Source organism: Devosia algicola, assembly GCF_028816455.1.
Taxonomy (GTDB): domain Bacteria; phylum Pseudomonadota; class Alphaproteobacteria; order Rhizobiales; family Devosiaceae; genus Devosia; species Devosia algicola.
Genome location: NZ_CP118246.1, coordinates 990,632 through 1,013,239 on the forward strand (window position 1 = coordinate 990,632; position 22,608 = coordinate 1,013,239).

At 56.1% G+C, this 22,608-nt stretch carries 19 protein-coding genes and 5 pseudogenes; 9 read left to right on the plus strand and 15 right to left on the minus strand.

Translation table 11 applies throughout. From position 1 onward, the window contains the following. Positions 1-161: 161 nt before the first annotated feature. From PSQ19_RS05165 to PSQ19_RS19715, 8 genes and pseudogenes are all read right to left on the minus strand, one after another. The gene (locus tag PSQ19_RS05165) at positions 162-1,448 is read right to left on the minus strand and encodes an ABC transporter substrate-binding protein (RefSeq protein ID WP_282219884.1); all 1,287 of its coding nucleotides are present in this window, start codon (positions 1,446-1,448) and stop codon (positions 162-164) included. 585 nt (positions 1,449-2,033) lie between these two features. Beyond that, on the minus strand, positions 2,034-2,969 hold the full coding sequence (locus tag PSQ19_RS05170; protein WP_282219885.1) for a LysR family transcriptional regulator: 936 nt from the start codon (positions 2,967-2,969) through the stop codon (positions 2,034-2,036). Positions 2,970-2,973: 4 nt separating this feature from the next. Beyond that, positions 2,974-3,894 (minus strand): HpcH/HpaI aldolase/citrate lyase family protein, encoded by a 921-nt coding sequence (locus PSQ19_RS05175; protein ID WP_282219886.1) that lies wholly within the window; start codon positions 3,892-3,894, stop codon positions 2,974-2,976. Further along, entirely contained in the window at positions 3,891-5,093 is a 1,203-nt protein-coding gene (locus PSQ19_RS05180) for a CaiB/BaiF CoA transferase family protein (RefSeq protein WP_282219887.1), read from the minus strand. The genes PSQ19_RS05175 and PSQ19_RS05180 overlap by 4 nt, the downstream gene beginning before the upstream one ends. Next, a complete protein-coding gene (locus PSQ19_RS05185) occupies positions 5,094-5,234 on the minus strand; it encodes a hypothetical protein (RefSeq protein ID WP_282219888.1) in 141 nt (46 codons plus the stop codon). It lies immediately after the preceding gene. A 13-nt stretch (positions 5,235-5,247) separates the two neighbouring features. Further along, entirely contained in the window at positions 5,248-6,207 is a 960-nt protein-coding gene (locus tag PSQ19_RS05190; RefSeq protein WP_282219889.1) for a zinc-binding dehydrogenase, read from the minus strand. A 39-nt stretch (positions 6,208-6,246) separates the two neighbouring features. Beyond that, positions 6,247-7,445 (minus strand): annotated as a pseudogene (locus tag PSQ19_RS05195) (aldehyde dehydrogenase family protein). Next, on the minus strand, positions 7,423-7,686 hold the full coding sequence (locus PSQ19_RS19715; protein ID WP_407649088.1) for an aldehyde dehydrogenase family protein: 264 nt from the start codon (positions 7,684-7,686) through the stop codon (positions 7,423-7,425). The pseudogene PSQ19_RS05195 and the gene PSQ19_RS19715 overlap by 23 nt, the downstream one beginning before the upstream one ends. Before the next feature lie 208 nt (positions 7,687-7,894). Here PSQ19_RS19715 and PSQ19_RS05200 point away from each other — a divergent pair, with 208 nt between their 5' ends. Beyond that, complete coding sequence (locus PSQ19_RS05200; RefSeq protein WP_282219890.1) at positions 7,895-8,806, plus strand: NAD(P)-dependent oxidoreductase; 912 nt, start codon at positions 7,895-7,897, stop codon at positions 8,804-8,806. Positions 8,807-8,858: 52 nt separating this feature from the next. Here PSQ19_RS05200 and PSQ19_RS05205 read toward each other — a convergent pair whose 3' ends face one another. Beyond that, positions 8,859-9,584, minus strand: coding sequence for an RraA family protein (locus PSQ19_RS05205; RefSeq protein ID WP_282219891.1), 726 nt, complete (start codon positions 9,582-9,584; stop codon positions 8,859-8,861). 287 nt (positions 9,585-9,871) lie between these two features. Here PSQ19_RS05205 and PSQ19_RS05210 point away from each other — a divergent pair, with 287 nt between their 5' ends. Further along, entirely contained in the window at positions 9,872-10,846 is a 975-nt protein-coding gene (locus tag PSQ19_RS05210) for a 4-hydroxythreonine-4-phosphate dehydrogenase PdxA (protein ID WP_282219892.1), read from the plus strand. Positions 10,847-10,998: 152 nt separating this feature from the next. Here the strand turns inward: PSQ19_RS05210 and PSQ19_RS05215 are convergent, their stop codons facing one another. Together PSQ19_RS05215 and nrtS are read right to left on the minus strand one after the other, a co-directional pair. Continuing rightward, positions 10,999-11,817 carry a hypothetical protein gene (locus PSQ19_RS05215; RefSeq protein WP_282219893.1) on the minus strand — a complete coding sequence of 273 codons (819 nt, stop codon included), beginning with the start codon at positions 11,815-11,817 and terminating at the stop codon, positions 10,999-11,001. Between the two features lie 99 nt (positions 11,818-11,916). Beyond that, positions 11,917-12,090 carry a nitrate/nitrite transporter NrtS gene (nrtS, locus tag PSQ19_RS05220; RefSeq protein ID WP_282219894.1) on the minus strand — a complete coding sequence of 58 codons (174 nt, stop codon included), beginning with the start codon at positions 12,088-12,090 and terminating at the stop codon, positions 11,917-11,919. 578 nt (positions 12,091-12,668) lie between these two features. Between nrtS and PSQ19_RS05225 the strand changes: the two genes are divergently transcribed. From PSQ19_RS05225 to PSQ19_RS05255, 7 genes and pseudogenes are all read left to right on the plus strand, one after another. Further along, positions 12,669-13,208 carry a CSS-motif domain-containing protein gene (locus PSQ19_RS05225; RefSeq protein ID WP_282219895.1) on the plus strand — a complete coding sequence of 180 codons (540 nt, stop codon included), beginning with the start codon at positions 12,669-12,671 and terminating at the stop codon, positions 13,206-13,208. Positions 13,209-13,233: 25 nt separating this feature from the next. Further along, positions 13,234-13,590 (plus strand): EAL domain-containing protein, encoded by a 357-nt coding sequence (locus tag PSQ19_RS05230; RefSeq protein ID WP_282219896.1) that lies wholly within the window; start codon positions 13,234-13,236, stop codon positions 13,588-13,590. Positions 13,591-13,627: 37 nt separating this feature from the next. Then, on the plus strand, positions 13,628-14,230 hold the full coding sequence (locus PSQ19_RS05235) for an EAL domain-containing protein (protein ID WP_282220618.1): 603 nt from the start codon (positions 13,628-13,630) through the stop codon (positions 14,228-14,230). A gap of 232 nt (positions 14,231-14,462) precedes the next feature. Then, on the plus strand, positions 14,463-14,792 hold the full coding sequence (locus PSQ19_RS05240; protein ID WP_282219897.1) for a BufA1 family periplasmic bufferin-type metallophore: 330 nt from the start codon (positions 14,463-14,465) through the stop codon (positions 14,790-14,792). Between the two features lie 32 nt (positions 14,793-14,824). Next, a pseudogene (bufB, locus tag PSQ19_RS05245) lies at positions 14,825-15,753 on the plus strand (MNIO family bufferin maturase). After that, positions 15,740-16,541 (plus strand): annotated as a pseudogene (locus PSQ19_RS05250) (HvfC/BufC N-terminal domain-containing protein). The pseudogenes bufB and PSQ19_RS05250 overlap by 14 nt, the downstream one beginning before the upstream one ends. A 4-nt stretch (positions 16,542-16,545) precedes the next feature. Further along, positions 16,546-17,043, plus strand: coding sequence for a DoxX family protein (locus PSQ19_RS05255; protein WP_282219898.1), 498 nt, complete (start codon positions 16,546-16,548; stop codon positions 17,041-17,043). A 746-nt stretch (positions 17,044-17,789) separates the two neighbouring features. Here PSQ19_RS05255 and PSQ19_RS05260 read toward each other — a convergent pair. The 4 genes and pseudogenes from PSQ19_RS05260 to PSQ19_RS05275 form a co-directional block, all read right to left on the minus strand. Continuing rightward, positions 17,790-19,014 (minus strand): annotated as a pseudogene (locus PSQ19_RS05260) (ROK family transcriptional regulator). A gap of 433 nt (positions 19,015-19,447) precedes the next feature. Then, complete coding sequence (locus tag PSQ19_RS05265) at positions 19,448-20,290, minus strand: carbohydrate ABC transporter permease (RefSeq protein WP_282219899.1); 843 nt, start codon at positions 20,288-20,290, stop codon at positions 19,448-19,450. Continuing rightward, positions 20,287-21,215: pseudogene (locus tag PSQ19_RS05270) on the minus strand (carbohydrate ABC transporter permease). Before PSQ19_RS05270 ends, PSQ19_RS05265 begins: the two are co-directional and overlap by 4 nt. A gap of 81 nt (positions 21,216-21,296) precedes the next feature. Next, complete coding sequence (locus tag PSQ19_RS05275; RefSeq protein ID WP_282219900.1) at positions 21,297-22,601, minus strand: extracellular solute-binding protein; 1,305 nt, start codon at positions 22,599-22,601, stop codon at positions 21,297-21,299. Positions 22,602-22,608 lie beyond the last annotated feature (7 nt).

The window sequence follows — 22,608 nt, forward strand, 5'->3', positions numbered from 1 at the left end:
GGTTTGAACTTATTGGTATTTGCCGCTGCGACGTTCCCCGTCGGCGGCATGATCTGCGTTGGATCAGATACGGACACGGTCGATTTGCTCATGCTCGGAACCTTGAAACTGGCTGTGCGCGGCACCTCGTTCGAGACACCGCACACCGTTTGGACATGAGCTTAGTCGCGGACCAGACGTTTGACCTGAGCGATCAGCTTGTCGGCAGCGTCGGCCGACGAACTTTGCTCGAAGGCCACTGTCTCATAGGCTGATGTCAAGGCCCCCGACAGCGCCGAATAGCCACCGGACGGGAAATACGCCGACTTGGCCCGAGGCCCGACAGTGCTAAGCATATTGACGGCTTGGTATTGGCCCGGGGTAGTGTCGGGGTTTTCGAGTTGCGCGGTTCGGAAACGGTCAACTGAAACGACACCGTTGTCGGACGAGTAGGTCGCAGCGGCATCAGGATTTTCGGTAAAGAAATTGATCCATGCTTCAGTTAACTTGGTGCCATTTTCATCGCAGGTTGCGCCAATGGCAAGGCCGTTTGAACCGATATCTTCGCCGGTCCCCGATGGTCCGACGGGATAGCTATGGATGACCAGTTCCTGACCCGGCATTGCCGCGTCGAGTACCTTTTGATGACCATCAACCTGATTGGCGGGGCGAGCATCGATGAGTATTTTGCCGTTGGCAAGAAGGGTATCATCGATGATATTGTCCGGAATTTCGGCCATCTGATCCGCCGTTTCGGTCACACCATCCTTGCGCAAGGCTTCCCAGAAATCGAAATAATCAACGACAGTCTGCTTGGTGAAACCCACCTCGCCTTCTGGCGTAAACAACGTTTCGCCATGGCTTTGCACCCAATCTGTGAACGTGTCCATTGCGCCGCCCTGATTGCCAACAGCATAGCTGCCTTCGGGCAATTTATCGGACAAATCGCGGGCATATTGGGCATAGTCGTCCCAAGTCCAATCATCGGGCGGCAGTTCCATGCCAGCGTCTTCAATCGCAGTCTTGTTCATGAACAGGGTGAAGTAAAACACGCCATGGGGAATGAAATAGAGGTTCCCATCGGATCCGCGTCCACTGTCTAGCACTGCAGAATCAATGCCGGTCACGTCTAACTCACCGGATGCAACTTTGTCGTCGAGGGGTTGAAGGATACTCGGGTCCGCATATTGTGCCAGCCAGCGGGACTGCATGGTGATTGCGCACGGTTGGTTACCGCTCGCACTCTGGACGGTCAATTTGTCCCAATAGCTGCCCCATTCACCGGGCTCCCGACTGACCTTGACGCCCGGATTGGCCTTTTCGAACATCGAGATGATGGACTCGGCCTTGGCGTTTCGAACGGTTGAACCCCACCAGCTAAACCGGATTTCGCCTGACAAATCCTGTGCCGCGGCAGGCGGCACCATGGTTCCCGCCATCATGGCCGATACCAAAACGGCCAGACCCATCCGGCCCGCACGAGCCTCGCGTTAATTTTTTGGTCATGTGTTTTCCTCCCATTTGTTGATCTGCCTGATTACCTACGGCCAAATGCTGCGCACCACATCCAGGGTGATACATTTGGCGTTCATTCACCTTCGCTGCGTTCCAGCCTCCTGCTTTTTGCCTGCCCGTCCCGGTCAGGCATCGACTATTCATCCGGAAAGGCCTGGTAGAACCGGCCCCTATCGGCGGCAATTAACGCGCCGCTCGTTGTCCAAATGTACAGAAAGCCTCGGCTGTATATGGCATAACCGTTGATATCTGTAATTACACATTACAAGAGAACGGTTAGCGCGTCCACCCAAATTGCTCGGCTATCACCGACCTCTACCTTTCTGGACACGCATTTTTACCGAGAAGGCGTTCTAGTCCACGCAGCACTCCCCACTGACCTGGGGAACTGCAATTTTCGTATTGAACGGTCGCATGGCACCCCCGTCCGGGCAACTAGCGTTTGGCGAACCGGTATATAGTGAGACGATATAGCTGTTGGCGCCTGGCGCCGACTATCCGACCCACCGCCCTACAGGCTGTTACCGTTCACGGACAGTTCAAAGGAGCCGTGCGGCCCAGATTGAGGAGGCAGCGCGGTCGCGCAAAATTCCGCAGGCGCGCCGGGCGGTTTCGCGCGTCGCTTTGGTTTGCAGACGTTGCTCACTATAGGCAAGACAGACCGTACGTGGGATGGCCGGTGAGACGATGCGTGCGCTGAACAACGCGGGATTGAGCGGCGATTCATAAAGTGCCGCCCTCGACAGAATGGTGACCCCCATCTGACGTTGCACCATGCGCTGAATTTGGGAGAAAGAATCGATCTCAATGTGGGGCACGCGGGTGATCCCCTGTCGACGCGCCGTGTCATCAACTAATTGACGCAAACCGTGATGTCCGGTTGGTAAGATCAAAGGCAATCCCGACAATCGTTCAAGAGGTACCTCGTCATTCTCGTCCAGCAGATCGGCAAGTGATTCAGCGCTGTCTGCGGCCAAATACAGGTCTTCCTCGATGATCGGATCAAGTTGAATGCCACTTATTGACTTGTCGCCGAACACCAGTCCAACGTCCAGACGACCATCACGAAGCCAATCAATAATATAGCCGGACATGGATTCGACGATGCGCAGGCGAACATCTGGAAAATCGCGCAATATTTCTTCAACGAGTGGCACGCAGATAACTGAAGCCAGTGAGGTTGGAACACCAAAATTGACAGTTCCGACGGCGCTCTTAGCATGTTGACGAACGCTCTCGCGTGCGGTTTGGGCGGCCTGCAATATCTGGCGGGCGTGGGCCACCAGTTCTTCACCCTCACTTGTCAGAACCACGCCGCGAGGCCGCCGGTCAAACAACATGACACCCAATTCCTGCTCGAGCGCCTTGATGCGAATACTGAGCGATGGTTGGGCAATATGCAGTTTTTCAGAAGCAGCCAATATTGAGCCACATTCGGCGATGACCACAAAGTAGCGGAGATTCCTCAGGTCCATGCGGTCAGTTTAACTCGGAACTGGATGCGCTGTGCTTCCGGCGATTTTTTAACCCTATCGCATCGCCTTTTCGCAGTAGGAGACGTGCGCGATCGGCAACGGGTTGGTCGATCATCTTGTTCTGGAAAGTCACAGCGCCCTGCCCCCGACCAACTGCGGTTTCATAAGCATTGACCAGTTTCTCGGCCAAAGCAAGCTGGGCGGCGTCGGGGCTGAACTCCTCGTTAAGAATGTCAATCTGGTTGGGGTGAATGCAGAAACCGCCTTCAAAGCCCAGTTTTCGGGAGCGCCTGACTGTCGCCCGATAGGCTTCAAGGTCGGTGTACTCGGCGACCGTTCCCAAGTACCCGATTGGCAAGACGCCCGCGGCCCGGGCGGCGGCGACAAGTTGGACATTGGGCAGATACAGACCGTCTGCTTCGGGCTCCATGCCCAGGTCAAGCGCCAAATCTTCAGCGCCAATAGTCATGGCCACAACGCGGTCCGAACCGCTGGCCAGTGATGTAATGTTCTGCAGTCCCTCAGCGGTTTCGATCATGAGGATGAATTTGGTATGGCCGATCGGTAATCCGCGCTCATGCTCAAGATCGGTGACAATTTCGTCCATCGCACGGACATATGAGGCATCAGGCACTTTGGACAGATTGAGGCCGGTAACCTGCTGACTGATTGCGGCCTCAATATCGGGCAGCGCCATCCGGAAAGGGCGATTGATGCGAACCAGTACGTCCGCGCCCTTGCCAGTCAAAGATTTGGCGATGTCAGGCACGTTCCCACGCGCAGCCGATTTTCTGTCGACCGGAACGGAATCTTCGAGATCAATTTGGAACGCATCAGGTTCGCGCCGTGCGGCACTGGCAACGAGTTTTTCATTGGTGGCGGGCACGAACAGCATGGAGCGCCAGACCGGCAGATCGGGCTTCATTTCGCGCCTGCCAGCGGTGGCTTAACACCGATTTCAGCCAGGATTTCGTTTGTGTGTTCGCCATGCCGAGGAGCCGGTCGGCGGAAGCCGCCCGGCGTTTCGGACAAACGTGGGACAATATTGTGCATCGGTATGGAGCCAAGTTCGGCATCAGGTAAATGGGTGACGACCTCTCGAGCGCGCACATATGGATTTTCAAGAATGTCCGACATGTCCAGAACCGGCGCCACCGTCACGCCGGCACTTTCGAGCACGGCAAGATTGTCGGCAAGCGTGCGTTTACTGACATAGGCGGCGATGATGGTGTTGAGTTCGTCCTGATTACGGACGCGTGCCTCGTTGGTGGCAAAGTCCGGATGGGTTTTGAGGTCCGACCGGCCAATTGTATCAAAAATGCGCTCGGCCATAGATTGCATTGACCCCGAGAGAGCCAAGAACCGGCCATCACTGCATTCATAGATATTGCGGGGGGCTGTGTGGCTGGCCTGATTGCCGGATCGCGGCGTAACCTTTCGGCTGACGTGATAGCGCAACGCCTCGCTGGAAATCAGCGAAAAGATTGGCTCGAACAGCGACAAGTCCACGACCTGACCGCGTCCACCGGGTTTTTCCGCCACGCGAATTGCGGCGAGTACGGCATTGGCCCCATAGAGCCCAGCCACCATGTCAGCCATAGCCAATGGTGGCAGCAGTGGCGGCCGATCATCCCAACCGTTCAAGGATGCGTAGCCCGACATCGCCTCAACCAGCGTGCCAAAACCCGGCTTGTCGCGATAGGGGCCGGTCTGTCCCCATCCGGATATTCTAAGAATGACCAGTTTAGGATTTAACTCAAGCAATCTGTCAGGTGCAAAACCCCATTTTTCCAGCGTGCCAGGAACAAAATTTTCAACGAGTACATGAGCAGATTTTATCAAGCACTCAAACGCCGCGCGGTCCGGTTCGGTACGAACATCCAAGGTTATACTACGCTTGTTACGCGCGTATATTTTCCAGTAGACCTCGGCACCATCGACCAGCCAGCGTCGCAGATCATCACTTTTTTCTGGATGCTCGACCTTAATGACGTCGGCGCCAAAATCCGCCAATTGCAGCGTGGCCATGTTACCGGCGACGAGACGGGACATGTCCAAAACCCGAATGCCATCGAGCGGACCGAGCCTGACCAGGTTCAAATTGCTGATTGCTTTGGGCGCCACTCATGCGAATTCAATGACTGGTTTGATTTCGGTCAACGCTTTCATGCCGCCAAGTGCTTCGTTGACCTGATCGAGCGAATAACTATTGGAGATCATTTTTTCAAACGGCACGCGATCCTGCCAGCGTTCGACAAATCGCAATGCCAGCCAGTAGCTACGGGTATCCCCTGAAAATGAACCGATGAGTTTTAGATTCTTTTTTACCAATGTTGAGGGTTTGAAGGCTCGTTTCACCCTCTCCCAACTGACCAACGACCAAATATCTTCCACCGCGTCGCGCCATATCCAGACCCTCGTTAAGGGCAGCGGGATGGCCGGTGAATTCCATGACGATGTCGGCACCGCGTCCGTTGGTCAGTCCGGCAACGATATCGCTTCGTTCCGCCGGTGTGGTTTGTTCCAGTAAAATCGTTTTGCTGGCTCCAAATTCAGATGCCAGTTGCAGTCGCGCGGCTGGCGCACCGATGGTGATAACCTGGCGGGCACCCGAAACCGCGGCAACCGCGGTGGCTAAAATGCCCAGCGGCCCGCTCCCCTGGACCACGACAGTTTCATGAGGCTGAATATCCCCCAGATTGGAAAATGCATTCATGACGGAACGCAGTGCGCAACTGCACAGGCTGGCAACCGGGCTGGTGACACTATCGGGCACGCGAAACCGGCCCGATTGGGGCAACACATATCCGTATTCGGAGAATCCACCCAAGAGATAGGGCGGCTTTTCAATGTTTTCGTACATATAGGCGCGCCGGTTTTCACATAACGTCGGTTGGCGCGCCACAGTACAGAAAAAGCAGGCATTACAAGCGGTATGGGTCCACACGATACGATCCCCAACCTGTAGTTCCTGCCCGGCATTGTCAGTTTCCGCGCCGGGCCCCAGCTTAACGACCCGTCCAACCATTTCGTGCCCAACGATGACCGGCAAATCGACCTTGAGCGCTATTGAGCCTTGCGACAAATGCACGTCCGTGCCGCAAATGGTGCAAGTTTCGGTTTTGACCAGAATGGCGCCCGGCTCGATATCGCTAGGCACAGGCACATCTTCAATGACGATGGGTTTATCAAAGGCGCGCAATACTGCCGCGCGTGAGGTATTGGGGATAGTTGCCATCTGGTTCAGCCCTTCTGGTTTCCATGAAACCTTGCCTGATCAGCCATGATTTAACACGACGGTTTTGGCGACGGTAAACTCGCGAAGCGCTTCAAACCCTTTCTCGCGGCCGTGACCAGATTTTCGTACCCCGCCGAACGGTAGCTCGACACCGCCGCCGGCGCCGTAGGAATTTATGAAGATTTGACCGGCCCGGATCTGTTTGGCCATTCGCATTTGTCGCCCGCCGTTCTCGGTCCAAACACCGGCGACCAAACCATAATCAGTGCCATTGGCCAGACGAACCGCGTCCATTTCATCATCGAACGGGAGAGCGGAAAGAACCGGACCAAACACCTCTTCACGCGCGAGTTGGTGGTTTTCAGGCACCAGGGCGAAAAGTGTAGGGACGATATAGTAACCGTTTGGCTCTGCTCTATCGTCAAGAACCCCGGTTGCAGCGACTTCCAGGCCACCTTGACGCCCCGAGTCCAAAAAGCTTCGACCCGCTGCTTTTGAGTGAGGCTAATAACGCCGCCACAGTCCAGGTCAGCATCATGCGGCCCGACCCGAAGATGTGAGAACCGCTTGGCAAGCGCGCGGGTAAACTTCTCATAGATGGCGCGTTGCACCAAAACACGGCTGCCGGCCGAACAGGTCTGACCGGCATTCTGCACAATAGCCTTCGCAATCGCCTCAATGGCAGGCTCCTGATTGGCATCTTCAAAAACAATTTGCGGTGACTTGCCGCCCAGTTCCAGCACACACGGAATATGATTTATTGCGGCAGCCGTCTGAATGAGTGTGCCGACCTCGGGGGACCCGGTGAAGGACAAGAAATCTATATCCGGATGCGAAGAAAGCGCTGCGCCCGCGACACCACCCCGCCCGGTGACGATGTTGATCGCACCCTCTGGAAAGCCAATCTCACAGGCGAGTTCAGCAACGCGTATGACGCCCAGGCACGCCTCCTCAGCGGGTTTGAGGACACAGGTATTGCCCGCGGCCAGCGCCGGTCCCAATGTACGGCCAAACATGGAAATTGGATAGTTCCAAGGAATGATGTGCCCGACCACGCCGCGAGGTTCGCGCAGGACCGACACCTGATACCCATTTAGATACGGGATGACCTCGCCGTGCAGCTTGTCAGCAGCACCGCCGTAAAACTCGAAATAGCGCGCACACACGCTGACGTCGGCTCGTGCCTGAGTCAGGGGTTTGCCGGTGTCTGCGGCCTCAATCTGAGCCAGGCTCCTCATGATGCTCAAGGATCAGCAGACCCAGCCGGTTCATCAATCGGCCACGTTCAAATGCTGGTAAATTGCCCCATGTGCCTTCAAATGCCCGGCGGGCCGATGCGACAGCGCGATTGACGTCGCCGCTGCTGCCGCTTGCAATGGCGCCAATTTCCTTGCCGTTACTCGGGCTGAACATGGCGATGGTTTCGCCGGTTTCAGCCTCCTGCCATTTGCCACCGATCAATAGTCGGCTTGATAACATTACTCACTCCTGACTTGGCGGGCCGATTAACGACCTGACAATGGGTACCATTTGGCAGAACCGCGCGACAAATAGCCAATGGCAAGGTGAGCTATACGGATCGTTGATATGGCAGTTACCCCTGCCGGCCTGCCACGCGCCCACGCTGCTGTGGCATTTTGCACAGCGATCCTGTAATTACTAATTTTATGTGCAGATGGAGGAGAATATGGCCGCCAACGATCACGACAAGACAATTGGCTTCATCGGCCTAGGACTGATGGGCAGCGCAATGGCGGAAATGTTACTGGATGACGGTCACGATTTGGTCGTGTGGAATCGCGAACCTGAACCACTTGAGGATTTTGAGCGGCGGGGCGCACGAGTTGCGTCCAGTCCCGCCGATCTAGCCGCTCATGCGGATGTCATTGTGATTTGTGTTCTTCATACTGAGGCTGTGCAAGCAGTATGTCTGGGTGAAAGCGGCGTCGTACAAACCGGCAAAGCCGGAACGATCATTATCGATCATTCGACAGCAATGCCGCAGGAAACCGTGGCGATCGCGGCTGAATTGGCAGAACGTGCAGGCATGAGCTTTGTGGACGCGCCAGTCTCAGGCGGCCCGGCATTTGCACGTCAACGCAAATTGACAATCATGGCTGGCGGCGCTGAGGCGGATATTGAAACCACCCGAAAATTGATGCGTACTTACGCGCAAAATATTACCCGAATGGGCGATATCGGAGCCGGGCAAATGACCAAGGTGATAAATCAAGCCATTGCAGGTGTCAGCTATGTTCTTATGGCCGAAGTTGTCCGCATCGCCGAGGAAAGTGGCATTGACGCGGCCAAAATTCCCCAATGCCTTGCTGGCGGACATGCCGACAGCGTGATGCTGAACTATGCCTATCCAAAAATGCTGCAAAGGGACTTTGAACCGCCCGCCAGTCTGGCGAGCCAAATGCTCAAAGATCTGAAAAATGTCGGAAGTGAAGCACAACGCTTTAACTTGGACCTGCCCCTGGTCGCCAGCGCTACGCGGCAATTCAGCGATTATGTTCAAAATGGCGGTGGCAAGCGCGAAACAGCCTCAATCTACGAGAGCCTATCGCAAGAGTTAAGCGCCTCGACATTTGTTTAACCAATCCAGGAGGGCCAATTTGCCCTCCCGGTTTTGGGGCGCGGGTCAATGCCTACCACGGTCGATCTTCAAGCTTGACCGTATCGTCCATGGGCATGCCTAGTTTTTCATAAAATGCTCGGCGCATACGGCGGTCCTTGTCCTGAACGAGCCACGCACGTTTGGCGATCTCTTCAGACAAATCCTGCGGAATAACAACGATCCCGTCGTCGTCGGCAATAATGCCATCACCTGGATGCACCAGTACCCCACCGCAATTGATCGGCTGGTTGACGCTGGCGAGTTCGAGGCGACCAGCCATGTGGCGCATGGAACGGACTGCGGCGAAAACCGGCGATTTCTGACCAATGCATTCACCGGAATCACGACATGCGCCGTCAATTACAAAGCCCACGGTGCCCAGGATTTTCGCGTCCAGCACATTGTTTGACCCCAGCAAACCACAGCGCGATTGCCGGGTGTCGATCACCTGAACCTCGTCGGTGGCACCCATTTTGCTGCCGCCCGTCCATAGCGCGTCAGGTGCCGCCTTGCCGTCGGGACCTTTTTTATACTGCCGGTCGTCAAACTGTTCGTATGTGAGTTGGGGAATTGGATTGTTAACGACGCGATATTCCGAAGTTGCTGCAATGCCCGCGAAGAAGATACCGGGAAATAATGGCCGGATACGTGGGTCCATTTCGTAGGTGTTCATGTGCCCTAGCGAATCAAGCGCGTCAGTCACATCCGACGTTCTTACATTTCGCAAAATTTCCAATGTTGATTTGCTTATCGACAAGACGAACTCCTCCAGTTTGATGCGCCGGGGTCGGCGCTCGCGGTAAAATTGCATGGTGCCGGGTAAGCCAACAACTAGCCATTTCAAACCGGTGATATAGCCCGTGCCTATAGCGCCCGCGCCCCGCGCCCCGCGCCGATCACGGCTCCAAATCACATTACAGCTTGTAGATTTGGTCTAAAATTAGTAATTACACATTCTATGAAGAACGGCAGGATGATAATGACGCGGTGCGGGAGCGCATCATGCTTTTGCCATTCGGACCCTGCATGGACAAGAGTGGTAAAATGGCCAAAAAACCAATCGTGCTAACGTTGGGCGATCGCTATGGAGTCGGGCCAGAGTTGGCGGCACGCCTGATTTTGGAAGGCGCCAAAATTGCCAATCTTGTCATTGTCGGCGACCGCCGGGTGTTTGATGACGCCAGGGAACGGCATGCGCCAGGGTTGGAAGTTATTCCAATCGCCACATTGTGCGAGGCCAAAACGGGCGCTCCCCAGTTTCTAGACCTGTCATTTGACGCACCAGTCGGACCACTCGGAAGGGTTGAGACGGTCGCCGGGAAGGAATCTCTGCGCACTCTGGACTGGATCGCCGATGCCGTTAAAAACCAAACAATATCAGGCGCCGTATATGGTCCTTTGAACAAGCAGGCCATGCGTGATGCGGGTCACGTGAACGGCGATGAGTTCGACTATTTGTCCGGTCGATTGGGCATCGGGTCAAACGCTGGTGAGATCAACTGCCTTGAAGACATCTGGACGTCGCGCGTTACCAGCCACATTCCACTAGCCCAGGTCGCCACGCACATTACGCGCGAGGCAGTAGAGGCCTCTGTGCGCCTATTGCACGATATGATGGTTCGCGCAGGCATCGAGACGCCGCGATTGGCAGTAGCGGGGATTAATCCCCATGCCGGAGAGCAAGGCGTTTTCGGCACCGAAGAGATTTCGATAATCGGGCCGGCGGTAGCTGCAATGCGGGCCACAGGGTTGAATGTTTCGGGCCCCTACCCCGCCGACACTATTTTCCCACAGGCACGCGCCGGTGGTCTGGTGGGAATCGTCACCATGTATCACGATCAGGGCCAGATCGCGCTCAGGCTCCTGGGTCTGGGGAGGTCTGTCACATTGCTGGGCGGTCTTGCCGTGCCGATTACGACGCCCGGGCACGGCACCGCATTCGATATCGTTGGACAAGGCAAGGCGCGAATGGACGGTCTGCGGTCGGCACTTGAATTGTGCAAGCGGATGGCTGCCTGATAGAGCTATGAGTGGTCTTTTTCGTTCATTTTCCTCTTCGCCTGGGTAATGCGCCTAATGCCAACCTATACCGGCACGGCCGATTTTCAACATTTGCGCAGCATCCGGAGCCGCCGGGCTCATGGGCCGCAAAAGTCAGCTTAGTCCGGTAGTTAGACTTCGGCGGCGGCGGCGTCAGCAGGCGCCGAAACGATTGTTCCTCCGAAAGCAACCATCCACACCAGTGCGTAAAGCACAATGGCAATGGCCTCGGCCAATATGCGCGTTCCCTGGCCAACCAGGAACCGATAAGGCGCGGTTTGGTCGGGAATGAACCAGAATGGCGCAATAGCTGGCGTATAGCTGAGGATCGGAGTGATCACGCCTTCAACGGCGAGCCAAAGCGCCAGATAACCAACACCAATCGACAGGCTGCGACTAAGCGTTGTGGCCTTCCAGGCGGCCGAAAATCCGTTTCCTTTGGCGCTGACAAAGCCTCCGGCGCCGAAGAGTAACCGCAGGCCAAGATAGTATATCAGGATTTTGGCATAGATGAGCATCAGGAAGGCTGTTCGAAACGCTTCGCCATCCATCGGCATGGTGCCAAATTGCAAGAAGTAGCCAATCGTGTCCATTCCGAGAAGGGCAAGCCCGAGGATTCCAGCACAGCCAATCCAGAAGCCGACGAACCGGACCGCTGACATGGGGTTTGCCACAGTCATGGCAAGCGGGCGCATGGCGAAATGGATCGCAATTCCTAGGAGGGATATACGCACAGCTTCGGCAAAAGCAGATATCGCGATGGAATACCACTCGGCCTGTTCCATGGACGCAACTGGTAACCAGCTGTCCATGAAGACTATAGACAGTGCTTCAAGAATGTTCAGGACCGCGGCGATGATCGCCAGCGCAATCAAAGTCCGGCCAATATGGCCGCTATGCGGGGCAAGAAGACTTATCGGGAGGGTTTGAGTCGTGGGCGCGTGTCGCATGAAGGAACCTGATTGATGGTGTGCCGTCGATGTTAGGTCTGCATTGCAGCGACCGTCACAGGTCGTAGTACGGGATATCCGGGAGATATCACGCGTTTGCTATGCCGCGGTCCTCGCGATGGACCGCGCCACGCTCCAAGCACCGAACGTCGCCACCAGAAAAGGGACAGCAAAGGTAGGAGTGACCTTTAATAGGTTGATTGGCTGACCTGCCAGCACCGCGTCGCCTTGATTGATGACGCTCAGCAGCGAACCGACAACGAGTGCAACCAAGGTTGATTGCGTGACGCCCCCTTTTACTCAGAGCTTGCTGGCGCGGGGTAGGAAGCCGCTGTGATCCATATTCTTCGTGCATCGTTCGACACACTGCTATCGTTGGGGCTCAGCATCTGCGACTGGATTGGGACAAAAAGGCTGGTCTGGTCCGGGACTCGTGTTACGTTCAACTTACCCCCCAAGTTGTGAAGCGGCTCGCGCGAACCGTCCCGCAATATTGGTGCTTCAGCAGGGCCATATGTTACGATAATTCTTCGCACTCGCGCACCTTCTCCAATCCCGTCACGTAGTAGACTGCCAAAACGCGAGGTCCGAAGCAAATTGAGCCGAGGTCACCCGGCGCGATAGGCACATTTCTCGGAGAGGAAATTCCCCCGACCGACGGGCATTGTTGATGGTGCAAATCAATGTGTCCTGGCGAGGCTTGAGCGTGGTGGTCCCATAAGCCGCCGTCCCTCGCTCTCCAGGATACAGTTTCTGAAGGTTTTGCTGCGACAGTGAGCATTTTGGGAACCGCAGGGGCGCCGGTGCGAAGATATTTGAGGTTAACTTATCGTGGTTTGGTGACGATGGGCGTGGCGACGGCGTTCGCCGTTGCCGGGTATGTCGGTGCGATAACGCTCATTGAACATCAGAACCGCAACCAGTTAAACGACCTGTCGTCTTTTCTCCTGCATCGCGCGGAAATCGAGGCGGATTTCGCGTTCATAGGTCTCGCCGACCTCGTGGAGGCTGGCGTAGCTGGCTGCGACGCATCGGCACGAGGTGAGATGCGGCGCCAAGTCTATGTCCGGAGCACGATCAAGGATATCCGTGTCATAGATGATGCTGGCGTGACAGCCTGCGCTGCTTTTCCCGAAACCCTGAGTTTTGATGATGAACTTGTGCATCCCGCAGACGCACTCCCTGCGAGAAACTCGCTCGTAGGTCTGATCAGGCTCTCGCAGGAATCGACATCCTCGCTTGGGGTACTCTGGCGGATTGGGCCGCAGGCATCGATTTTTGCCGTCGTGAATACCGATGCGCTGCTGTTTGGCGTCGTCCCGGCTGAGCCTTTCCGCAAATGCGCACCTGCAGTTGCGTCTCTCCAATGGGGACGTTGTGGCGTCGTTTGAATCGGCAGATGCCACGCGGGAGGACTTGAAAGACGAGCCGGTGGTATTCTCTACCACGTCATCCCGGTATCCGCTCACCGTGTCCATGTCGATAGATGGCGCTGCGCTGTCCAACTGGCGTCGCGGCGAACTACCGTATTTTGTCATTCCATCGGCCCTGATGGGACTTGCATTCGGCGTCCTGCTGGCGTGGCTGATCGTCCCCAAAAAGTCGCTGCTGAGAGACATAGACGACGCGCTTGCAGCCGAAGACATCGTTCCCTTCGTGCAGCCTGTCGTAGTTCTGGCCACCGGTGAGATCGTGGGGTGCGAGGTGCTTGCCCGGTGGCTTCGCACAGACGGCAGCGTGATGCCGCCGCAGGCTCTTCATTCCTCAAATTGAGCAGTCCGGCCGCGCGAGAACCCTGACCTGGACGCTGCTGCGGCGAGCACTAACGGAGATGAAAGATGTGCTGCGCGCGGACACAGGCTTTACGATTGCGATCAACGTTGTGCCCTCCCATTTCCTCGAACCCGGCTTCGCTGATGAACTCCGGGCGCTGGTCGCGGCACCGGGTGTGGATCCCCGCCAAATCATTCTCGAACTGACCGAGCGACAGGAGTTGCCCGACCTGTCCCTCGCCGCAGACATTATCGCCGACCTTACCAGTGCTGGCTTTGCGGTTGCGATTGACGACGCAGGGACCGGACATAGTGGCCTAACCTATGTCCAGTCGTTGGGAGCCAATATCCTGAAACTAGACAAATTCTTCATTGACGCCATCGAAACAAGCCATTCGGCGCAGATCTTGATTGAGATGCTGGTCGGCGCGGCCCATCGACTAGGGATGAGCCTTGTTGCAGAAGGTATCGAGCGGCAGAGCCAGCTGGCGTGGCTAGAGGAAATCGGCATCGAGCATGGCCAAGGTTACCTATTTGGTCGTCCCGTTCCCATCGCATCGCTATTGTCCGAACTCGCACGACGCCAGGAAGAGCCACCCCACTTGAGCGAGCCATCCCACACCTCTGAAGTCATGGTATGACGGCCTACAGACTCGCTTCTATCAGTCCGCGCCAAAATCTGATCCGCCAACATCGCAGAATGGCTGCGATCCGTCCGCTCGTGAGCGTTCCTCACCGAATGGTCTGAGCCGGAATTACACTGATCACGAAGACGTGTCGACGCGGACCTGTAACATCTGTGCCACGGCGGCGAACTACCCCATGCGCGTCCAAACAAGGACGGGCACTAATCAACAATGGGAGATGAGAACCATGTCTGCAAAAACCACAATGAGCACGGCTGTCCTGGCCGGTGCAGTGCTGACAGCGCTGACGTCGTACGCCGCGTATGCTGCCGGGCCTTTGACTGACGGGGAAATGTCGGCAGCGATGGATGCCGGCAAGGAGAAATGCTACGGTGTTGCCCTCGCAGGGTTAAATGACTGTGCAGCAGGACCGGGAACCACCTGCCAGGGTACGTCGACGGTCGACTTCCAGGGCAATGCCTGGAAACTAGTTCAGGGCGGAACTTGTGCCTCCATCGCCGTACCAGGCGACCGTACTGGCTCGCTCGAACCACTGACGCGCGATCTTCCTGCATAACGTACTCTATCTGCCGGAAAGCGGAGGCTATGATGACTGAATTGGTGAACTTCGAACCCACCCGGGCGTCAATGGCCTCGCGCTTTCCGGCTTATCCCGTCTTGGGAATGGTGGGAACAAGTTTGAAGCATCAGCATTTGCAGGCTCATTCTCGACAGCGACGTCCAGCGCGCCTTTTTCGAAGTCCATGCGGAAAACTACATGGGGGCCGGTGGAGCGCCACATCACGCACTGACCCGTATCCGGCGAGACTATCCAGTCTCCCTGCACGGTGTCTGTATGTCGATTGGGGGGCCGCAGCCGCTCGACAAGATGCACCTTGACCGCTTCAAGGCGCTAGTCGATCGATATGAGCCAGCACTTGTCTCTGAGCACCTGGCGTGGTCGACGCACGAAACGACCTATTTCAACGATCTGTTGCCGCTGCCCTATACGCCGGCGACGCTGGCTCGCGTCGCCGATCACATAGATGAGGTGCAGGAGGCGATCGGTCGCCCGATACTGCTCGAGAACCCCTCGACTTACGTTCTGTTTGCACAGTCGAGCATAAGCGAGACCGAGTTTCTGGACGAGTTGGTTCGACGCACAGGCTGCGGTCTGCTGCTCGACGTCAATAATGTCTTCGTCTCGGCCACTAATCACGGCTTTTCAGCGCTGGATTATCTTGCTGATTTTCCTCTCGAGCATGTGGGCGAGATCCACTTGGCCGGCCACGCAGAGCAAACTGACGATGAAGGCGACCTGCTGCTCATCGATAGTCATGACGGCCCCGTCGCCGACGCGGTGTGGAAACTCTATGACATCGTAATCGGCAGAGCCTGGCGCTATCCCAACCCTCGTCGAATGGGATAGCGACATCCCCGATTGGCCCGTCCTCAAGGCGGAGGCGACCGCAGCGCAAGCGATCCTCGACCGCCACGCGCATTCCTTCGTGTCTGGCAAAGCCCATGCAGTCCGCTGATTCAAAAATTGGGCGCCTCGACAAGCAGAGCGGCTATGCAGACGGTTTTGCGTCGGCGTTGCTCGACCCCAAGCGCGCGCCGCCCGCCTTCGTCGAGGGGCCACGCGGCAAGGCTGCCAGCAAGCGCTATGCGGTTTATCGCAACAATGTCACCGTCAGCCTTATCGACGCTCTCGCGGCAACATTTCCGGCGACGATGCGGATCACGGGCGAAGATTTCTTCCGGGCGATGGCTAGGGATCATGTGCGTACCACACCACCAGCATCGCCACTGCTGTTCGAATATGGCCGCGACTTTGCCGACTTTGTCGACTGCTATGAGCATGCCCGGTCCATGCCCTGGCTGGCCGATGTGGTGCGATTGGAGCGGGCCTGGCTCGACGCCTATCACGCCGCCGACGCGGAACCGCTAGCGCCAGAGGCCTTGGCATCAGTCCCGCCCGATCAACTCGCCAACGCCATATTAACGCCCCATCCGGCAACGCGGATCGTGCGCTCGCGCTATTCGGTGGTCACAATCTTCGCGGCGAACCGCGGCGATTCGCCGGTGAACCAGATCGACGCGAGTGCGCCCGAGGATGCATTGGTAACTAGGCCAGACCTCGATGTCATGGTCCGGCGGCTGCCGCCAGGAGGCGCCGCATTCGTGTCCCAGGCTCAGCGCGGGGGGACCTCTGGGTGTGGCGGCGGCCGAGGTGGTCTCTGAATGCCCCACATTCGACCTGTCGGCCAATATCGCCGGCATGATCGATGCCGGCGTTTTCAAAGATATCCATGTCGGAGGCTGAACTAATGGAACCAGAACGCCCCTCCACCAAGAGCGATCGCGGGGGGATCGACCAACTCGTGCAATGGGTGAACGGCGCGATCCGCGCCATCGCGCCGCCGTCGCTAACTCAGCTTGTATTGCGCTTGGCGCTCGCAGTGCCGTTCTGGCGATCCGGCGTGCTCAAGTGGGATGGTTTCCTACAACTCAATGACACCGCAGTTTATCTCTTCAGTTCGGAGTTCAAACTCCATCTGCCCGGTGGACCCTATAGTTTTCCCGCGCCAGAGTTGGTCGCCTTGGCTGCCGGATCGGCCGAGGTCGGCTTACCCATCCTTTTGGTGATTGGTCTCGCTTCACGAGCAGCCGGATTGGGGCTGCTCCTAATGACGATTGTCGTCCAACTCACCGTTCCTGAGGGCTGGCCTGTCCACATCACTTGGGCCGCGATGGCGCTAGGCATAATGGCCTGGGGTCCGGGGCGACTGTCGCTCGACCATTGGATCGCGAAGCTCAGAGCATAGTAGCTTTGACCACGGGGTTGCCGAGCAACGAGGATAGGATGACCAGATCGTAGAAATAATGATGCGATTGGTCGTATCCGGCGTCATGCCGTTTGCTCACGCTGTTTAACCCTTGCTGGACGAGGTCAGGCCGAACAACACCGATGCAATTGTGGGCAAGCAGGCCGACATGTGCCGATCACGTCACCCCCGTATAGTGCCATCCTCGCCGGTATTCTGATCAGTGCCGGCCGTCATTACGCAGCGGTTCCGGCACACAGATCGAGGACTATTTGGCGGGCGTTGACAAGCCCATGCGCCAGAAGTTCAAGCGCTACCCCGTCAGCTTCCTTCACTCGACATCGCCGAGGTGCAGACCGCTGAGGACAAGGCTCTATCTGTTCGTGGCCATTGAGCGCACCAACAAGTTCGCCATCACCCAACTTGTTGAAACGGCAGACAGGCGCACGGCCTGCGAGTTTCTCCAGCACGTGCTAGAGGTCGTGCCTTATCAGGTACTCACCATCAGGCGGTGTTCGACCACAACGATATGCTATTTCCCACCGTCGACCGACACTATCCCATTCTATATATGCACGAAAGACAGCTGGTCGGTAGGAAGTTTCCATAACACTTCGTTAGTAGCCAAGCCACAAAACAAAAAAACTTCAGCAATGCGAGATTACGCTGTGTCTTCTGGGGCTCCATGGGTGACATGGTCGGCATATTGCCGACGGCCCACTATAGAAGCTTCCCGACTACCTGACTCAGCAAGATTGAAGGCGGTCAGGCACCCGAGGGGGCACTCGAGTGAGCTGCGCCGGATCGTGCGAGCCGAGCATCAGCGCCGCCGCCAACCCCATGGACGCGGCGCCGAGCGCGGCAGCATCTTCAATAGACGCGCGATGGATTGACGGCGTATCAGGATCAGCACCCGATAGATGCTCGTTAGTGTAGTGCAGCAGCTCGTCAAGAAGGCGCGTTGGCAATCGCCCGCCAACAACAACCGCATCTGGGTCGACAACAAGACCGATATGCGTCACCGCTTCGGCAATGTAGACGCTTACATGCTTTAGCCATTCTGAAACCAGATCTCGAGACTCGCTTGTCCAGTGTCAGCAAATCGTGCGGATTGGTGACAATGACGTTATGCATGCGCAAATACTCGAAAAGGATGAACAGCGAAAACAGGTCACCCAACGGCTGCACCTGTCCCGGTGCGGACCCGGCGTCGTCCGTCACGGGCAGCCAGCCAATTTCTCCGCTAATGCCCATGGCACCCTCGTGAATCAATCCATCGAGCACCAGGCTGCCGCCAGTGCACGCCGTGATATAGATGTAAAAAAATTCTGACTTTCCGCACCCAGTCCGAAATCAAGTTCGGCCATCGCAGCGGCGTTGGACTCATTGTCAATGTAGACTGGGTGCGGTGTCAGCGCTTCCAAAGCGGCGCGCACATCGAACTTGGTCCACAAAGCGTAATTTGCTGGCTTGCCAACGATCGGCAATTCTCCTAGCCAATAGGGAATCGCGACCCCTATTCCGGACAGTCGAGCACTGTCAATCAACCGGCTGCGCTCGAAATAGGAAATGGCTTCGTCGGTGAGTTCGACAAATTCGTTGGGCAGCAAAAAGCGTTTCTCGTGGTGCACACGTCCACGAACCGTACCCGTGGCATCGACTGCGACGATGGTCAGATGGTCACGATCGATGTCAACGCCGATTGAAAAACATCCCTTGGGATCCAGGCTCAAGTTCGATTGCCGGTTGTCCTCGCAGGCCGCGTCGACGCCGCGCTTCCATCACTAGACCTTCATCAAGCAGCCGATCGACAATACGCGCGATTGCCTTTTTCGTTAGCCCCGATTGCCGGGCAATCTCGGCCCGGGAAATTGGGGCGTACCGATGGATGGCGCGTAGAACCAGACCACGATTATGTTCCCCCGCCTGCCCCACGTTTGAACCCGTTAGATCAGCACTATGGTCTAGCATGGCTGGCTTGCGTCGTAGCGTCATTGTTGCGAGATCCAAATCCGTGGCGCGGAAAGACCGCCTGGTGCAGGTTAAACAAGTGCCACCTTACGGCCTCAAAATCCAGCTTGGTTACAACGGGTTGCAAGACTACGCCGCCCCCGGACCATAGCCCCGTGGAGGGCTATGAGGCCATATGGTTCTTCGTCACCGCCATCAGAACCGCTGCAAGCCTTTCCAAGCGTCGCCGGGCAGATTCAGTGCCAGCACGTGGACCGGCAGTCAAATCGGCTCTAAGCGAATTAATTGCAGGCTCGCGGCCCTATTCGTGTCCGCTCGTTTTGTCATGCGCCAGAGCTCATTTTGTCAATGTGAAATTTGATGCGTTGTGGGTGCTGGCGAGAGCCTGGGAGCATATTGATGCCAACTTACTGTTCGTTTGCAGAAGATGTAGCTAACCCTTGACCGCACCGGCAGTCATGGCACCGAGGATCATCCTTTGAAGCAATAAGAATGCAATAATGGCCGGAACGACCGAGATCAAACAGGCGGCCGCCAGCAATTGCATTGAGGAGTCGTTCTGCATGCCCTGAAACTGAAAAATACCGACCCCAATCGGCATGAGTTTGGTTTTGGTCAACAGCAGGAATGGCACAAGGAACTGCGACCAGCCCGCGATGACAGTGATGATGAATACCGAGGCTACACCGGGTCCGGACAGCGGCAGAACAATACGCCAAAAGACCGCGAAGCGGCTGCAACCATCGATCATGGCTGCCTCGTCCAGGCTGCGCGGAATGCTATCCACGGTACCTTTAAGTAGCCAAGCAGCCAGTGGCACGCCCAGCGCGATATAGACCATGATCGCACCAAAATGGGTGTCGAGTAGACCTAACCAGCTAAAATAGCGATAGAGCGGCACCATGATGACGAGCGGAGAAATCATCTGGAATGCCAATAGCCCCATCATCCAGGCGCTCTTGCCGCGAAAATTGAATCTGGAGAACGCGTATGCCGCAGGCAGGGCGACGATCAACACGCCAACGCCGCTCAGAACTGCCAGCAGAAGCCCATTCCAAAGGTAGGTGGGAAAGAAATTATTGGTCAGCACCGAAATAAAGTTATCGATGGTTGGATATTTGGGAATTAGTCGGGATACGCCGAGATAAATTTCACGTTTGGTGCGCAAAGCCAATGATAGCAGCCAGAATAGGGGGCCAGCAAAGAAAACAAACATCATCATCATGAAGACGTAGCTAAAAACGTCGCCCAGCCGGGATATGGCTCTGGAATTCATGACTTCGACTCCCTTGGCAGGAACATCGCGTATATGAAGGCGAGGGTAAGGCTCATGAACAACATCAACACCGAGATGACACTCCCCCCGATAGGTCGTAGTTTCGGAAGACAATGTTGAACGTGTATAGTGAGATAACCTCTGTTGCCCGCCCCGGTCCGCCGCCCGTCAGCGAAATGATGGAGTCAAATGTGTTCATGGTCTGAATGGTTATCAGGATCATGTTTACGAGAATGACCGTGCGCAACTGCGGCAGCGTGATGAAGCGCAGACGTTGAGTGGCCGATGCGCCATCGACCTCCGCGGCCTCATAAAGAGTCGGGTCAATGCTCTTGAGACCGGCATACATCACCACCATCGAAAATGCTGTGCCGCGCCAGACATTGGAAATGACTACCGACCATGGCGCAATATTGGGGTCTGACAGCCACTCGACCGGATGCAAATGGATCATGCGCAACAGGGAGTTCAACCCCCCGAAGGGTGCCTCGGAAAACAGCATTTGCCATACGATACCGCCAGCAATTCCAGGCACCACCCACGCGACCAACGCGGTTGTGCGCAGAATTGTCGTCCCAAACAGGCGTCGTTTTTCACCGCGGATGACAATCAGGGCGATCATGAGCCCCAATAGCTGCTGACCAACGATACTCCCACCGACAAAAATGAGCGTCGTCAACAGGATGCCAGCCAAGTCAGGTGATCCAAATGCGTGTATGATCGAGGCAAAAGTATAAGTGTGTTCGTTACCTATCAGCGTCGCGTCGGTGAACGACAGTCGGATCACATCAAAGACGGGGTAGAGATAGAATAGTCCAATTACAACTATGACGGGCAGCATCCATGGCAAAGGGGCTCCGGCATAGCGCCGGTTAAACCGGGCGCGAAAGCCATTGCCTGGGACATCCATGGTTGCTGCTATCATCTATCCAATCTTTCAGTTGGAAACGGGCGGGGCGACATTTTCCGATCAGGAGCAGGCCACCTCGCCCAAAGCTGGATAGGCTCAGAGTCGATCATAGGCCTCAAGCGAGGCATTGTATGCAGCGCTAAGAGCATCTTCAGGTGACTTGGAGCCTGAGAGTACGTCGCCCATCATGATCTGAATCTGATTGGATATCTCAGGATAGATGGGTGCCCCAGGACGAGCCTGCCCATCGGCAAGATCTGCGGCGAACTCTTTGTTCGCCGGGGTCGAGAACACGGGATACTTGTCATAAAGCGATGCGCGTGTTGGCAGTTGCTGTTGCAGTGCATTGGCTGGGCCCATGTAAATGTCACGAACCAGATCGGCACACATCTCGACCTTTTGTGGGTCCTTGGAGAAGGACGCTATGGTCCAACCGCCGGTGCCCGTCTTATGATCATCAGGTGTCGGTCCGGGTATGTGCGAGAAAGTCCAGTCAGCGAACATATCGGGGTCCAGTGTCGATTCCAGTTGGGCATTTTGCCAACTACCACCAATGAACAGCGCGGTGGTTCCCGCGGCTGCAGCGGCGGCCAGATCATCGTACGTTACAATGGTTGCGACACGTTTCGGCGCGGCTCCCGAATCCACCAAGTCCTTGAAGTAGTTTACGGCCTCAAGAAACTTGGACTTGTTGTCATCGTCACCAAATACGGGTTTACCTGAATCATCAACCAGCTTGCCGCCGAGAGACCAATAATTGGCCAACCAGTCAAAGGTAGTACCTTCCCAACGGCCGCCATTGAAGAGCACACCCTCCATGCCCTGATCCTTGGATGCAAGAGCCGCTTTTTTTAGATCGTCCCAAGTTTGGGGAGCATCGGGTACAATTGACTTATTGCGATAGAGAACGCGCAAATCCGTGTCCCACCACCAAGCGTAAATCTCGCCATCCGCGCCTGATATGCCCTCGCGAACGAACGGGAACAGATCTGCAATTTCTTCCTTGCTAAAGTATGGCGTGAAATCGGACAGAACATTATTGGCCTTGAACTGACCAAGAACAAATGAGTCAACGGCGGCACAATCAGGGGCATTACCGCTCTTCGCCTGTTCAAGCATCTTAGCCTGCTCCGTGCCGATGTCCTGGGTTTGGATTTGCAGTTGAAGTTGCCATTCGGGATGCTTTTTTATGAAGGCTACGAACAGATCCTTGTACCCCGCCGCAATATCGGGATCGGTGTTGCCGGGGCTATCGCCGGTTAAGCGTACCACCAATTTGTTGGGTGCGCTCGAAAGGCCAATACGATCCGGTGCGGCTAGGTCCTGATCTTGAGCAAACGTTGGCAGTGATGCGCATAAAGCAGTGCTCAGCGCCAAGGCGCCGACGAGTCGGGTTATCATGGTGGGT

What these genes read in the sequence shown, in the direction of transcription:
- PSQ19_RS05275 (WP_282219900.1), bottom strand. Translation starts at nt 22,601, where the DNA reads ATGATAACCCGACTCGTCGGCGCCTTGGCGCTGAGCACTGCTTTATGC.
- PSQ19_RS05190 (WP_282219889.1), bottom strand. Translation starts at nt 6,207, where the DNA reads ATGGCAACTATCCCCAATACCTCACGCGCGGCAGTATTGCGCGCCTTT.
- PSQ19_RS05175 (WP_282219886.1), bottom strand. Translation starts at nt 3,894, where the DNA reads ATGAAGCCCGATCTGCCGGTCTGGCGCTCCATGCTGTTCGTGCCCGCC.
- PSQ19_RS19715 (WP_407649088.1), bottom strand. Translation starts at nt 7,686, where the DNA reads ATGTTATCAAGCCGACTATTGATCGGTGGCAAATGGCAGGAGGCTGAA.
- PSQ19_RS05170 (WP_282219885.1), bottom strand. Translation starts at nt 2,969, where the DNA reads ATGGACCTGAGGAATCTCCGCTACTTTGTGGTCATCGCCGAATGTGGC.
- PSQ19_RS05255 (WP_282219898.1), top strand. Translation starts at nt 16,546, where the DNA reads ATGGAACCAGAACGCCCCTCCACCAAGAGCGATCGCGGGGGGATCGAC.
- PSQ19_RS05165 (WP_282219884.1), bottom strand. Translation starts at nt 1,448, where the DNA reads ATGGGTCTGGCCGTTTTGGTATCGGCCATGATGGCGGGAACCATGGTG.
- PSQ19_RS05210 (WP_282219892.1), top strand. Translation starts at nt 9,872, where the DNA reads ATGGCCAAAAAACCAATCGTGCTAACGTTGGGCGATCGCTATGGAGTC.
- PSQ19_RS05200 (WP_282219890.1), top strand. Translation starts at nt 7,895, where the DNA reads ATGGCCGCCAACGATCACGACAAGACAATTGGCTTCATCGGCCTAGGA.
- PSQ19_RS05215 (WP_282219893.1), bottom strand. Translation starts at nt 11,817, where the DNA reads ATGCGACACGCGCCCACGACTCAAACCCTCCCGATAAGTCTTCTTGCC.
- PSQ19_RS05265 (WP_282219899.1), bottom strand. Translation starts at nt 20,290, where the DNA reads ATGAATTCCAGAGCCATATCCCGGCTGGGCGACGTTTTTAGCTACGTC.
- PSQ19_RS05240 (WP_282219897.1), top strand. Translation starts at nt 14,463, where the DNA reads ATGTCTGCAAAAACCACAATGAGCACGGCTGTCCTGGCCGGTGCAGTG.